The sequence below is a fragment of the Streptomyces sp. NPDC030995 genome (assembly GCF_055571215.1).
Map to the genome: position 1 here is coordinate 557,112 of NZ_JBVIFS010000002.1, position 12,762 is coordinate 569,873.

Below are 12,762 nucleotides of genomic sequence, written 5' to 3' on the forward strand. Positions count from 1 at the left end.
GGGCGCACAAGGTCGTTCGTACAGTGGCGCGCTCCACCTTGTGCGCCCTCCCAGAACCGTGCAGGGGCGGTGCCCATCAGGACAACGGCCCCGACCTCGGAGGAGCACACCATGGCCTGCACCGACCCCCAGTGCGACGGCGGCATCATCCCCAACCGGTACTCCGACGACCCCGAGGACCTCACTCTCTGCCCGGCCTGCAACCACGGCTACGACCCCCGTGACCACCACGACTACGTGGGCTGACTGCCCCGGGCCCCGGCGCGAGTCGGGGCCCGAAGGGCTGGCGGTACAGTAGCGGTACCGCAACCACCGAAGCCGCCCCCGACCGCCAGTACCCCGGCGAGGCCGTGAAGCAGCCGGTATGGCCGTTGGTGACCGATGTGGCTAGAGCTACGGATCAAGTGTTGCCCAAGTAAGGGGTGATGCGCGGCCGGCGCTGGCAGGTCATTCCCTGGCCATCGACGAAGCCCGACCGTCGGTTAGGTCCCGGTTGAGTCTCCGGGCCGCCCCCAGACAGGCCGGGGATGCAACCATTCCTTTCAGAGCTGGAACCCCCGGAAGCCGACCGCGCGCTTGAGACCATAGAGGCAGGCACTGACAACGGCTCTGCCCGTAAGTGGCCGTTGAGTGGTGAGTGGCCAACTGCGTGACAATGCCGACGAACATCGGCGGACAAGTACGGACGCCTGCGGACCATGAGCGCAGATGAGAGGCACGCCAGCCCAAGGCGGCGCCCCCACCCAAGTTGCTTCGTAACGAAGCGGAACTAGGCGGCGCGCGGGTTGGCCGGCGGGAGGAGCGGCTCATGATGGTGCCAGATGAGGTAACGGTCTCCGTGCAATAGTCCCGCTGAGCCCCACTCGACCCTCATGACGCCCTGCTCCATCGAGCAGGCGTAGGCCACGATGATCAGCTGAAGTTCGGGTGGGAGGAGGGCCACGTCCGGATGCACGTGCTCCTCGTCGAGGTCTTCCATGTCGAGGTCGAGTGTCAGCTGCATGGGCTTCGGCCCGTGGCGCCGGATGAGGTCGGCCCGGAGGCCGTATGCCTTGCGGAGCCGCGCTTCGGTGACCGGGACGTCCTTTTTCGCGTAGAGGATTGGGAGGATGGCATTGCTGCCGAGGACCATCACCGTCCGCCCCTGAAGCCGTCGAGAGGTCGCCCCGTGGATCGGTGTCAGACCAGCGGCGAGCGTTTCGTACTGCGCCGCGTGGAGCCCATGGCCGTACGCTTCCTGTGTGCGAGTGCGCACCTGTTCATGGGCGTGACGCGCCCTGGCGTGGGCTTCCACTAGACAGGCTGGGATTGTCTCGGCCAGCTGGCCCGCCACGGCGCCGAACGTTCCCCTGGCCCAAAGTGATACTGAAGTCACTATGCGTCGCCCTCCCCCTGCGTCGTCAGAACGCTGAGCTGCACCCTCACCACGGTGTGGGTGTCGGGTGAGGCGTGCAAGAGGGCATGGGTGCACAGGCCGCGCACGGGGGTGATGGCTGACATCCACGGATGACATCAACGAGGGTGGACGCCTGTGGCCCAGGGCGACCGCGCAGGGGTGTAGCAGGCAGGCCGGAGTCAGCCGCGTCAGGAGTCTGGGCGAGCTTACAAAGCAGATGTCGGCGGTTCGAAACCGTCCGCGCCCACAGCGAGAAGACCTCCGACCGGTAGCGGTCGGGGTCTTTTGCATGCTGCCCCAGCAGCCGGTCCGTGTGCCCGTTCGCCTCGCGCTGCGTGTCCTGCACGACGTGGGCGGCGATCTGCGAGTGCCCGGGGATCGGCGTCCCGCCCCCGAGGCGGTACGCCAAGGCGGTCGGCAGAGTCTGCTCCGGGTGGTGAACACGTACCCGTCTCCTGCCAGTTGTCCCGGCCTCCGCCCGCATCTCGGCCTGCTTCATCCGCTGCCGGCGCAGGGGCCAAAGTTTCAGAGGTGGCCTCTTGCCCATGGTCGGCCGTCTGTCGGGGCCGAGTTGGGCCGGTCGCCGTACCTCCGCCGTCACGCGTTGTGGCTGATGAGCACGTCGTTTAGGCGTCCTCTGGCAGCTCGTTGCCGTCGGCGATGTACCGTGCCGGAGGCCATCGCGGCAGGAGGGGGAGCAGCGTGAGCAGAAGGCGGTACGTGGCTAGAGGCGTGCCTGGGGGTTACCGCATCTGGGACAACAAGGGGCGGCGGTGGTGGGGCGACCACTACGAGCTCTGCCCCGATGATCTCCTGGTCGAGCTGAACGGTGCTGCCGACCACGCGAAGATCACCGCTCTTCTCAAGCGGTACAGGGCACAGAAGCGCTGATCATCGTGCCCCATGCGTGCCCGTCGCGGCGGGGAATCAAGGGTGTCAGCAGTGGCAGACTGCGCCACACCACCAAACGGCCCCTGACCATGTCTCCTGGTCAGGGCCAGTCGGTGCCGGTCCTGTTCTATGTCCGTTAGTAGGCAGCGTGAGCCGGTTCGATAGCACCTCTGAACGCGAGACGAATCGTCCCCCGGAACCGTGTGCTGGCGGCGCTCCTGTCCGCCTTGCCTGCGCCTTCCTAGGGGCCTTCTTTGGCGAGACCATCCCGGGGTCAGATCGTTGACGACGCTGGAAGCAGGTGGGAGCGGATGACTCAGCCCAGGGGTGGGGCGCAGGCGGCCAAGGGGTGCCCGTGTACCAAGCCCGCGATCATGAACAGCTCTCGATGCCAGTTACATCAGGGAGGCTGGTCGAGCTACGGGGTGGCGCAGCGCAAGAAGAAGGAAGCTGAAGCCAAGATGCGGAAGCTTCGGAAGAATAAGTGAGCTGGGCTGCCCTGGCCTCAGTGGTGACCAATGCTGACAACTGGCGACCACTCAGCCCCTGGTCAGCGGGTGATCGATAACTCGGCCGCAGGTCAGGGTGGTTGGGCGTCAGGTGGGCGGCTACTGGCCGGTGCGTGGTGCGGTGGGATGACCGTGGAGGGGGCCTGCATCTGGGTTTCCGGGAACCCGTCGCGGCACGATCGACCGGTCCCTACGATGGCCGCCATGGCGACAGAGCGCGCGGGGATAAAGCAGAAGTTCCTCGCTAACGAACCTCACTACGAGGCCCTAAAGACCGAGATTGCCCACTCCCTGGAGAAGGCTCTCTCGGGCATCGAGAAGGTAAAGATCCACTCCGTCACTGCGAGAGTGAAGTCCGTCGAGAGCTTCCTCGAAAAGGTCGAGCGGAAATCTTACACCGACCCGTTTGAGCAGTCTGAGGACCTCGTTGGGGTACGGATCGTCTGCCTATTCTTGACTGACTTGCCTAAATTGAAGGATCTGCTCAATCGAACCTTCGATGTCATCTCGGAAGAGGACAAGGTGAATCAGGGGGACGCCTCCTCCTTCGGATACATGTCCCATCACTACATCTGCCAGCTCTCCGCCGCGCACTCGGGCCCCAGGTACGACGAGATCAAGGCCATTAAGTTCGAAGTTCAAGTGCGTACGATCTTGATGGATGCCTGGGCGAACATCTCGCACCACTTGGCCTACAAGAACGAGGAGAGCATCCCCACTGATCTGGTGCGTGACTTCCATGCACTGAGTGGTCTCCTTTACGTAGCCGACAGGCAATTCCAAACACTGAATCGAGATGCGGTGCATTCGGCAGCCCGCGCCGAACAGGAGGTGCTCCAGAGCGAGGAGATCCTCGAGTCGGCCGTCAATAGCGATACCGTGCGTGCCTTGTTCCGGCGCCAATACCCGGATCGCAAACACGCCAACGAGAAGGCGGTGTCGGAATTCATCTCCGAGCTGCCATGGGTCGACCTGCACGACCTTCGAGAGTTGGCGAAGATTCTGCGCGACAATCATGATGGTGCGCTCGCCTACGAGAAGGAATACCCGCCCGGCACCAGGAGCCGCTCCTTCGCGGATGTCGGACTGGCCCGAGCTGCTCTGGCCATCCATAGCAAGGCTTACGCTAAACGCAAATACGGCTATATCGATGTCAATCGGCACTCGAAATTTCGAATCAAGTAGGCAGGCGGAACCGAGATGCTGCGGTCAAGGTTGGCGCACTGACCATTATCCAAGATCGCCTCGCTCCCTGGTTCGCCCACGCGAGCACCTCGGAAGTGCCGGCCGGCAGGGAGGTGCACAAGATCCCCTTGGGAGTCAGCCTTCGACTGTGCTGTCGATCGATTACCTGAACAGCCAGGCTGGGAAGCGGTGTTTCCCCCGTGCCGGGAAACTGCACTCGTCGAGGGCGCGGTCCGATGCACTCAACGGCACCTGAGCGCAGGGGCGGCGGTACGCCTCCCGGCCAAGGCCGCTCCGCCACTGCACGCTACTGTGCCGAAGAGGGATCGATCGACGCAGGAGTGGGCATGGCCGGCTACAGGAATCAGCGGTCACGAAGACCGGGCACGCGGACTGCCCTGACATGCTCAGCGCTCTTTCTCGCGGCGGCTTGCGGAGTTCCTGAAGTCGCCATCTCGCCAGACGCGCTCAAAGGGAACTGGTCCACCTCCAGCGGGGCTTCTGTGCAGTTCGAACAGGACGGGGCTTTCACAGCCGGCGGACTCGACAGGACCGAAATCAAGTCGCATTGCGCTGAGCTCGGCGAGAGCGCCCGTGGCACCTGGGCAATCGTCGATGAAAACAGCTCCAAGCCTGATGGCGGAGCAGTGCAAGGTTGGTACGCCGGCGTCACCCTCGCGGGTGTCCCTTGCGAACTGAACTTCACCGTCTACGGCGACCAGGAGAGCCCCGTCCTCTGCTTCACCGTGGACATCTTTGCCGAATGTGATGCTCAGGACCATTTCCGCCGCGAACGTGAGTGAGCAGCAGCGGGACGCGTAGTTGGTGCGGCCACCGGTGTACCGCAGCGCCGTACCGAAACCCCAGTGGCCGTCGGTGGCCCATCCGGCTAGAGCTACGGGTCAGACCAGCCATGTGGGCAGGTCAGGCCAGGCCTGGGTGCGCGCGATCTTTCGAGCCCGCTGCACGGGTTGATCCCGCGGTCTGGGCGGGAGGGCCGCCGAGTGCTGTACTGGTAGGCATGGGGGCATATGGGCCGGCGTGGCGGCCGTGAGTTCCGCGATCGGTGCCATCGTGGTGATGGTGGCGTCATTCTTCGCCTACTCGCAGATCAAGGAGGCCCGTCGGGCGCGACACGTGAGCCTTCTTCTTTCCTTCCAGGAGAAGTACCACGCTCCGGCGGCGCGCAGTTTTCGGTACCGGTTGCTGTCCGGCGAGTTCGGATCGCCAGAGGCATCCCGCAGCACTGTCCTGTAGGGCACCGCGCACAGCTCCGGTCGTGGGAAGACCCCCGGCCGGTAGGGGTCGGGGGTCCTTGTGGGTCAGGCGTTGGGGCGCTTGCCGTGGTTGGCCTTCTTCTTCTTGCGCGCGCGCCGCTTGTTGCCTCGCTTGGCCATGGTGTGGGTCTCCCTCGTTGGTGGCTGTTCATGCCTTCGTCAGTCTAGGTTCGGGGTGGTTTGTTCGCATTTGCGGCAAGGTCTCGGGGTCTTGGCCGCGGTGGCGGGGCGTGGGATCGTCGGGGGATGGGCGACTGGCTCGCGTGGGGTGGGGTGGGCGCGGCCGTGGTCGCGGCCGCCGGGGTGCTGGCGGTGGCGGAGCGGGCCCTGGGGGTGGGGTTCGAGCGGAAGCGGGCCGAGGAGCGGGCGCGGTTGCTCGCGCACCTCGAGGAGCGGGGCGAGCCGGCCGGGCCGGCCGTGGCCGGGGCTCCGAAGTTCGACGACGTCGGCGGGATCCGGCATCCCGCCGCGCGACTCGGCGACCGGCGGGACGACTTCACGCCGATCCTCGTGGAGTACTACGCCTACGGGCTGACCCAGGCGCGGAGCAGCTTCGCGACCAGCCAGCGGTTCGCCGGGATCGGGGCGGCGATCTTGCTCTGCGGGGTGGCGCTGGCCGTCTGGAAGGCCGAGGCCGGCGGGGAGCTGTACCTCGGGATCGTGACGAGCTCGGTCGGGCTGGTCACGACCCTGATCGGGCAGCTGTTCCACCGGCGGGCCGACATCGCGCTCAAGCACATGGCCGACCAGACCGCCGCCCTGCGCGACGACCGGCGGGCCGCCGAGACGACCCAGCAGGCCATCGAGCTGCTGGACACGGTGGAGGACGCCGGGCTGAGGGCCCGCCTCCAGGCCGGATTGATCATGAAACTGTCCGGGGCCGAGCTGCCCCGGTAGCGGGATAGTAGGAGTATGTGCCGCTCCATTAAGACCCTGCGCCCGCCCGCGATCCCCGAGAAGGCGACCGAGGAGGAGATCCGCGCCGCCGCCCTGCAGTACGTACGGAAGGTGTCCGGGTTCCGGGTGCCTGCCGCCCACAACCGCGAGGTGTTCGAGGCGGCCGTGGACGCCATCGCCGAGGCCACCCGGGAGCTGCTCGACGGGGTGCACGTACGGGGGCAGGCCGCCCCGGCGTGAGCCGTACGGGGCTACGCGGCGCGGCGGCGCAGCACCACCCAAACCCCGGCGCCGAGCGCGCCCGCGGCGAGGGCGGCGCCCACCGTGACCTGGCCCGCGCTCATCGAGCCCACGCTGCCGCCCGTCCCGCCGCGTGCGGCGCCCGGGGTGACGTACAGCGAGGCGGTGACCCGCTCGCCGCCGGGGCCGCCGCACTCGAAGGTGACGCGGTGCGTGCCCGGATTGGCGTTGCGCAGGACGGTGGCGCTGCCGAAGAGGCTGGTGGCGTCGGAGTTGCCGGGAGTCAGCCGGACATCGCCGAAGGCGCTCGACGAGGCCCTGCCGGTCCTGGTGCCGCAGCCCTCGACACTGAGGGCGACCCGGCCGCCCGGGGCGACGCTCGTGGGGGAGACGGTGGCGGAGGGGAAGGCATAGGCGAGCGTGGCGGGAGCGGCGGCGGCGACGATGAGGGTCGCGGCCGCGACGGTCATCAGGCGGCGCGGTGCGGCAGGCGGCTTCGCGGGCGGTTTGACGGGCATGGAGAGAACTCCTCGGCTCCTCGAAACGGCGCGGCCACGGCACGGATGTGACGCGGATTCGGTTGCGCACCGTGCTGTGGACGCTAGGAGCCCAGGCCGGGGGCGGCGATCGGGGCCGGGTGAACGGGTGAGCCACTGCTCCGACCGGGGGAGCCGCCGGCCTGATCCGAAGACAGACCTAGGCTGCGGCCGCCGGGACCGGGCGGCGGACGAGGAAGGCCGCCAGGGCGCCCGCGGCGAAGAGGGCGACGATCGAGAGCGCGGTGCCGAGCCACTGGGTGCCCAGCCACTGCGTCCCGAAATAGCCGAGGGCCACGCTGTAGCCGGCCCAGGCCATGCCCGCCAGGACCGACCAGGGCAGGAACTCCGCCGCCCTGCGCTGCGTCTTGCCCGCGCCCAGGGACACCACCGAACGCCCGGCCGGGGCGAAGCGGGCGATCACCACCAGGGCGCCGCCGCCGCGTGCCAGAGCCGTGCCGAGGCGCTCATGGGCCCGGGTCAGCCGGCGGGAGCGGGCGATGGCCCGGTCCAGCCGGGCACCGCCGCGCCGGGCCAGCCGGAACGCGGCCATGTCGCCCAGCACCGAAGCGGTCGTGGCGATCACGAGCAGCAGCAGGATGTCCGGCACCTGCGCGGGCACCGGCACCGGCACCGGCACCGGTCCCGCCGCGCCGGCGGCCGCAGCGGCCGCCGCGGCGGTGATCACCAGAACCCCGCTCGGCAGCACCGGAAGGAAGACGTCGAGCACGATGGACACCGCCACCAGGGCGTAGATCCATGGGCTCGCGGTCAGCGACCCCAAAGTCTCAAACAAAGCGGGACTCCCCAGTCCGGTTGACGTGCTGCGGCATGAAGCGCCGCGACGTCGCGGGGGAGCGGCAGGAGCGGCTGACAGCCATACAGCGTACGCCCGACGGCGGTACCCCAGATGCCCGGGGCGACTCCCGCGCCACCGGCGAGCCAACTCCGCCCCCCGACAAGGCACCGTCCAGCCCCGTCCCGCACCGCCCCGCACTGCGGGGCCGACGCATCCCGCTACTCCGCCCCTGCGAGCTCCCGGTCCAGCACCGTCACCAGCCGGGCCCCCGAACGCTCCTTGCGCGCCTGGTCCAGCCGCAGCCGCGCGCTCCGCCCCGACAGCGCCAGCGTCATCAGCTGATTCCCGAACCACGGCCCGCCCGTACGCCGCCAGTTCAGCGGCGGCCGCCCCGTCCGCCCGTGCAGGGAGAAGCCGCGCCCCAGCCACCGGCCCGTCCGCGACCAGCCCAGCCGGAAACCCCACTTCACCACGGTATGAATGGAATTGTGAACCGGCGAACACGTCAGCTGGAACACCCGCGCCGTGCTCGGTATTCGAGGCTCGGCCACATACGCGTGATGCACGTCCCCCGACAGCACGCACACCGTCGCCGGCGCCCGCGGACCCGCCCCCACCTCCTCGATCAGATCCGTCAGCGCCGCGAACGAGGCGGGGAAAGCCGCCCAGTGCTCCAGATCGCTGCGCCGGCGCAGATTCTCACCGATCCGCGCCCACCGCGGCCCCCGCTCCCCACGGCACAGGGCGGCATTCCACGTCTCGGCATCGTGGATCAGCGGCGGCATCAGCCACGGCAGCGAGGAGCCGATCAGCAGATGGTCATAACCCCCGTGCCCGGCCAGGGCGTTCTCCCGGAGCCACTGCTGCTCCGCCGGATCGAGCATCGCCCGCCCGTCCTCGGCCAGCACCCGCGCGGCCCGGGTGTCCACCATCAGCAGCCGGGTCCGGCCGAAGTCGCGCCGGTAGCTCCAGCGCACCGAGCCCGGATCGGCATCCGCCGCGGACGCGAAGGCCCGTAGCGCATCGGTGCCGTCCGGGGTCCGGAGTATCGCCCCGTACAGCCCGTCGTCCGCCAGCTCGGCGGGCGAGAGATTGCCCAGGTGCTGGTACACCCAGTACGACATCAGGCCGCTGAGCACACGCTCCCGCCACCACGGCGTCGCCCGCATCTCCTCCAGCCACGCCGCGCTCGTGTTCCAGTCGTCGATGACGTCGTGGTCGTCGAATATGTGCAGGCTCGGCACGGTCGACAGCAGCCAGCGGATCTCCGGGTCGAGCCAGGACTCGTAGTACAGCCGGGTGTATTCCTCGTAGTCCGCGACCTGGGCTCCGGGCGCCTCCCGCAGGTCCCGGCGGGCCGCGAGCCACTGCTTGGTCTCCCGGGACAGCGCGTCGGCATACACCTGGTCGCCGAGCAGCAGCAGGACGTCCGGACGTACCGCCTCCGGGTCGGCGGCCAGCCGCGCCGCGAGGGTGTCGAGCGCGTCCGCACCGTGCGGCCCGTGCCGGCCGGCGGGCGGCGCGGCCTGCCGGCACGAACCGAACGTGACGCGCAGCCCGGGAGAGGGCCGCCCGGCAGTGGGCCGGCCGGGGCCCGCGACGGCCGGGGTGCTGATCGTGCTCGGCGGGAAGCCGCTGTCGGGCAGCGGCCACACCTGCCGGTCGTTGAGCAGCACCTCATACGCCGTCGTCGCGCCCGGCGTCAGGCCGGTCACCGGCACCAGCGCGTAGTGGTGACCGGCTATCTGGAAGGTGCGAGCACTCCCGCCCGCCCCGTCGGCGCACCGCACCTCGGCCGTGCACGGGCGGTCCGCCTCGACCCATATGGTGGCCGATCCGCCCGTATCCCAGTCGATGTGACGCAGCAGTGGCCCCAGACGCAATCCGGCCATGCAACTCCCCCTCCTCCGTAGCCCCTTCGATCACGGTACGACGGGGAGGGGGAGCCACGCCTCCCCCTGGCGGGGGAAAGATCGACCGGCTGGCTCAGCAGCCGTTCAGGACGTTCACCAGGGCCGTCTTCTCGGCGGAGTCGATGCTCAGGCCCCAGTACTGCTTCACGTGGACCCACATCCGCGCGTACGTACAGCGGTACGCGGTCCGCGACGGCAGCCACTCGGCCGGGTCGAGGTCGCCCTTGGCCTGGTTGACGTTGTCGGTGACCGCGATGAGCTGCGGGCGGGTGAGGTCGTTGGCGAACTGCTGGCGCTTGCTCGTGGTCCAGGAGTTGGCGCCGGAGCGCCAGGCCTCGGAGAGCGCGACGACGTGGTCGATGTCGAGGTCGGAGGCGGCGGTCCAGGTGGCGCCGTCGTACTCGGAGTACCAGCTTCCGCTGATCGCGGCGCAGGAGGAGTCCTGGACGACGTTCACGCCGTCCCGCTTGAGGACGGTCTCGCGGGTGTTGCAGGTGCCGGAGACGGTGCTCCAGTGCGGGAAGAGGTCGCGGCTGTAGCCGCTGCTGGATCCCTCGGCCTGCGGCGTGACCGTCGCCAGGTACGCGCGGGCGGCGGAGGCGCTGATGGGGGTGGGCGGGGCGGCCTGGGCGGTCGGGGCGTTGAGGAGGGTGGTGAGCGCGGCGAGGGCGGCGGCTGAGGCGAGCACGCCAAATCGACGCGCGTAGACGCTGGGTATGAGTGCCATGAGGGGCTCCCTGAATGCGGGGGGTGTGGCCGTATGCCCCGGCGGGGCGTGGCCATGGTGGCGGCCCCGGGTTTCGCGGGGGTGGGCGCCAGGTGACAGCGTGGCGACATGAGCACGTCACATCAAGTCGACAACGCCCCGCATTTAAATGGAAGTTGAGGTTCCGTGCCGGTGGGGGTGAGCGGAGCGGGGTCCAAGGCGGGTCAAGGCGGGATCAAAATCCCATTCCGGCCGGCCGTAGGCCTTGCGCACTCTTTACGGAGCAGAAGGCTGTACGAGGTGGAACGGCGGGCGATGGGTGGCGGGTGGCGGGCGATGCGTGGCGGGTGGCGCGTGGCGCGTGGCGCGTGGCGGGCGGCGGCGGATATTCCGTTGCGGGAGGAGCGCGTACGGGTCACCCTCGTGCGCGTGACTGATGCTGCCGGCCCCACCGGCCCCACCGGCCCCACCGGCCCCACCGGCCCCACCAGCCCTTCCGTCGAGCCTGCGCCCTCGTCCGCTTCGGACCGACAATTCGGCTGGTCCAACATGTTCGTCCACCCCGACGAGGACACTCGTACCGACGGGGGGTTCCAGGGGGAACACGCCGTACTCTCCGGCTACCTGCGCGACCAGCGGCTGACGCTGGAGCTCAAGTGCGCGGGCCTCGACGCTGAAGCCCTCGCGCGGCGCTCGGTGGAACCGTCCGATCTGTCCCTGCTGGGTCTCGTACGCCACCTCGCGGGCGTGGAGCAGTACTGGTTCCGGAAGGTCATGGCGGGCCAGGACGTACGCCGGCACTACCGCTCGGAGGAAGAGCCCACGGCGGACTTCACCGGCGCGGTGGCCGACCAGGCGGTGGTCGCGGACGCCTGGGCCACCTGGCGAGCCGAAGTCGCCTTCGCGGAACAACTCGTCGCGCAAGCCCCCAGCCTGGACATCACGGGTGACAGCAGCGGTGAGCCGATGGAGCTCCGCGAGGTCCTGGTCCACATGATCGAGGAGTACGCCCGCCACAACGGCCACGCGGACTTCCTGCGGGAGCGGATCGACGGGCGCGTGGGGCAGTAGGGGCGGGGCTTCGCGGGGGCTGAGCTGCTCGGCGGGGCGGGGTTGGGCTGTCCGGCGGTGGCTTGGGCGGCCGGGGCTCGGCGGGCGGCATCGGGCTGTGCGGCGGGGGCTTCGGGGGGCGGAGCCCGGGCGGGGCGGGGCGGGATCAGGCTGGGCGGCGGGGTCGGGGGTGGGCGGGGGCCCCTCAGGCGGAATCAGAGTGGGTTTGGGGGTTTCCCGTCAGTCTCATCGTCTCTCCGTGTCGGGCCGGTCCCTCAAGGGCGCTCCCTACGGTCGCGTCGCTACGCGATGGCCTTCGGCCACCCTTGACCGACCGTCCCGCCACGGACATACGAAGACTGCCGGGAAACCCCCAAAGGAACGGGCCGGTCCGAGCTTTCAAAGACGGGCACATCAGGGACCCCCGGGCTCGGTTCGGTGGGGCGGATCCCGAGGCGGGCACACCCGCATCGGGATCCCGGGTCGGGGGGCGCGTCAGATCGCTACGCGCTTCGCACGTCTCAGCGTCCGACGGCCGTCTGGGGCTGGTCCACAGGTGCATAGGGTGGACGCATGTTCAACCAGCTTTGCGTCAGTGTGTTGCCTCCGGGGCCCCGGTGGTCTGCCCAGCTGCAGTTGTGGGTCGACGGCGAGGAAGTGGCGGCGGAGGCGGTCGGCGAGGGGGGTCGCGGTCCGTTGGCGTGCGAGGTTCTGCCCGCTGACGGTCACAACCTCTTGTGGGCGACCGACGAGGGGCGGCGCGTGGTGCTCGGAGAGCCCGAGTGCACGGGCGGATGTTGCGGCTTCCTCTCCGTGGTCATCCAACGGTTCGGGGGCATTGTGGAGTGGTCCGAGTGGGAGGTCCCCTACCGCGAGGTGCGGCCTCCGGCGTTTCACTTCGATGCGGAGCAGTACGACGCCGAAGTGGCCCGAGTTTCAGCAGATCGATGGTGGCAGGTCTACGGGAAATGACGGCAGCACGCGTCAGACAGCGACCACACCGAGCTGTACTCCGGTCAGGACGAGTCGGGGATCGAGAAGGTCGTCAATTCGCCCCAATTCACCTAGTTTGTGCGTGAGTTTGTGGCGTGGTCGTCGCTCTGATGCGGGTGCAGCTCGGCTGGGACGAGGAATGTGCCCTCCGGCCCCTTCATGAGCCCCAGACGGCCGTCGGACGCCGTCGTCGAGGAGCGCGTAGCGATCGGTGGCGGCCTATGTCCTGAGGTTGCTTCGGTTTGGCGGACATCCGAGATCTGGGCTCGTGCCCAGGGAGGGATGTCCATGATGGAGAACATGCCGAAGAAGAAGCCGCGGCAGCGGCGGCAGTTCACGCCGGACTTCAAGGCCGAGATCGTCGAGTTGT

General features: G+C 68.9%; 16 protein-coding genes. 10 read left to right on the plus strand and 6 right to left on the minus strand.

Annotated elements, in window-relative coordinates:
- Positions 1-111: 111 nt before the first annotated feature.
- Positions 112-246: a hypothetical protein gene (locus ACZ45T_RS06175; protein WP_468437963.1), complete on the plus strand. Its 135-nt coding sequence runs from the start codon at positions 112-114 to the stop codon at positions 244-246.
- Between the two features lie 523 nt (positions 247-769).
- On the opposite strand, the gene ACZ45T_RS06180 is transcribed toward ACZ45T_RS06175, so the two are convergent.
- Positions 770-1,333 (minus strand): hypothetical protein, encoded by a 564-nt coding sequence (locus ACZ45T_RS06180; protein ID WP_468437965.1) that lies wholly within the window; start codon positions 1,331-1,333, stop codon positions 770-772.
- 765 nt (positions 1,334-2,098) lie between these two features.
- Here ACZ45T_RS06180 and ACZ45T_RS06185 point away from each other — a divergent pair.
- The 4 genes from ACZ45T_RS06185 to ACZ45T_RS06200 all read left to right on the plus strand — a co-directional run bounded on the left by ACZ45T_RS06185 (position 2,099) and on the right by ACZ45T_RS06200 (position 5,238).
- Positions 2,099-2,287: a hypothetical protein gene (locus ACZ45T_RS06185; RefSeq protein ID WP_078851129.1), complete on the plus strand. Its 189-nt coding sequence runs from the start codon at positions 2,099-2,101 to the stop codon at positions 2,285-2,287.
- 713 nt (positions 2,288-3,000) lie between these two features.
- Entirely contained in the window at positions 3,001-3,981 is a 981-nt protein-coding gene (locus ACZ45T_RS06190; RefSeq protein ID WP_468437967.1) for a GTP pyrophosphokinase, read from the plus strand.
- 503 nt (positions 3,982-4,484) lie between these two features.
- Positions 4,485-4,784: a hypothetical protein gene (locus tag ACZ45T_RS06195; RefSeq protein WP_468437969.1), complete on the plus strand. Its 300-nt coding sequence runs from the start codon at positions 4,485-4,487 to the stop codon at positions 4,782-4,784.
- A 247-nt stretch (positions 4,785-5,031) separates the two neighbouring features.
- Positions 5,032-5,238: a hypothetical protein gene (locus tag ACZ45T_RS06200; RefSeq protein ID WP_468437971.1), complete on the plus strand. Its 207-nt coding sequence runs from the start codon at positions 5,032-5,034 to the stop codon at positions 5,236-5,238.
- A 65-nt stretch (positions 5,239-5,303) separates the two neighbouring features.
- Here the strand turns inward: ACZ45T_RS06200 and ACZ45T_RS06205 are convergent, their stop codons facing one another.
- Positions 5,304-5,378 (minus strand): 50S ribosomal protein bL37, encoded by a 75-nt coding sequence (locus ACZ45T_RS06205; protein ID WP_100661309.1) that lies wholly within the window; start codon positions 5,376-5,378, stop codon positions 5,304-5,306.
- Between the two features lie 126 nt (positions 5,379-5,504).
- Between ACZ45T_RS06205 and ACZ45T_RS06210 the strand changes: the two genes are divergently transcribed.
- Positions 5,505-6,155 (plus strand): TRADD-N-associated membrane domain-containing protein, encoded by a 651-nt coding sequence (locus ACZ45T_RS06210; protein ID WP_468437973.1) that lies wholly within the window; start codon positions 5,505-5,507, stop codon positions 6,153-6,155.
- Positions 6,156-6,170: 15 nt separating this feature from the next.
- Positions 6,171-6,395: a DUF2277 domain-containing protein gene (locus ACZ45T_RS06215; RefSeq protein ID WP_468437975.1), complete on the plus strand. Its 225-nt coding sequence runs from the start codon at positions 6,171-6,173 to the stop codon at positions 6,393-6,395.
- Positions 6,396-6,406: 11 nt separating this feature from the next.
- Here the strand turns inward: ACZ45T_RS06215 and ACZ45T_RS06220 are convergent, their stop codons facing one another.
- From ACZ45T_RS06220 to ACZ45T_RS06235, 4 genes are all read right to left on the minus strand, one after another.
- The gene (locus tag ACZ45T_RS06220) at positions 6,407-6,913 is read right to left on the minus strand and encodes a hypothetical protein (protein ID WP_468437977.1); all 507 of its coding nucleotides are present in this window, start codon (positions 6,911-6,913) and stop codon (positions 6,407-6,409) included.
- Between the two features lie 178 nt (positions 6,914-7,091).
- Positions 7,092-7,727, minus strand: a complete 636-nt coding sequence (locus tag ACZ45T_RS06225) for a DedA family protein (RefSeq protein WP_468437979.1) — start codon at positions 7,725-7,727, stop codon at positions 7,092-7,094.
- 221 nt (positions 7,728-7,948) lie between these two features.
- Positions 7,949-9,622 (minus strand): alkaline phosphatase D family protein, encoded by a 1,674-nt coding sequence (locus ACZ45T_RS06230; protein ID WP_468437981.1) that lies wholly within the window; start codon positions 9,620-9,622, stop codon positions 7,949-7,951.
- Positions 9,623-9,716: 94 nt separating this feature from the next.
- On the minus strand, positions 9,717-10,361 hold the full coding sequence (locus ACZ45T_RS06235; protein ID WP_468438030.1) for an HNH endonuclease family protein: 645 nt from the start codon (positions 10,359-10,361) through the stop codon (positions 9,717-9,719).
- A 537-nt stretch (positions 10,362-10,898) separates the two neighbouring features.
- Between ACZ45T_RS06235 and ACZ45T_RS06240 the strand changes: the two genes are divergently transcribed.
- From ACZ45T_RS06240 to ACZ45T_RS06250, 3 genes are all read left to right on the plus strand, one after another.
- Positions 10,899-11,420 (plus strand): DinB family protein, encoded by a 522-nt coding sequence (locus ACZ45T_RS06240; protein ID WP_468438032.1) that lies wholly within the window; start codon positions 10,899-10,901, stop codon positions 11,418-11,420.
- 552 nt (positions 11,421-11,972) lie between these two features.
- Complete coding sequence (locus ACZ45T_RS06245) at positions 11,973-12,371, plus strand: hypothetical protein (RefSeq protein ID WP_468437983.1); 399 nt, start codon at positions 11,973-11,975, stop codon at positions 12,369-12,371.
- Between the two features lie 180 nt (positions 12,372-12,551).
- On the plus strand, positions 12,552-12,762 hold a 211-nt coding region (locus tag ACZ45T_RS06250), incomplete at its 3' end, for a hypothetical protein (RefSeq protein WP_468437985.1).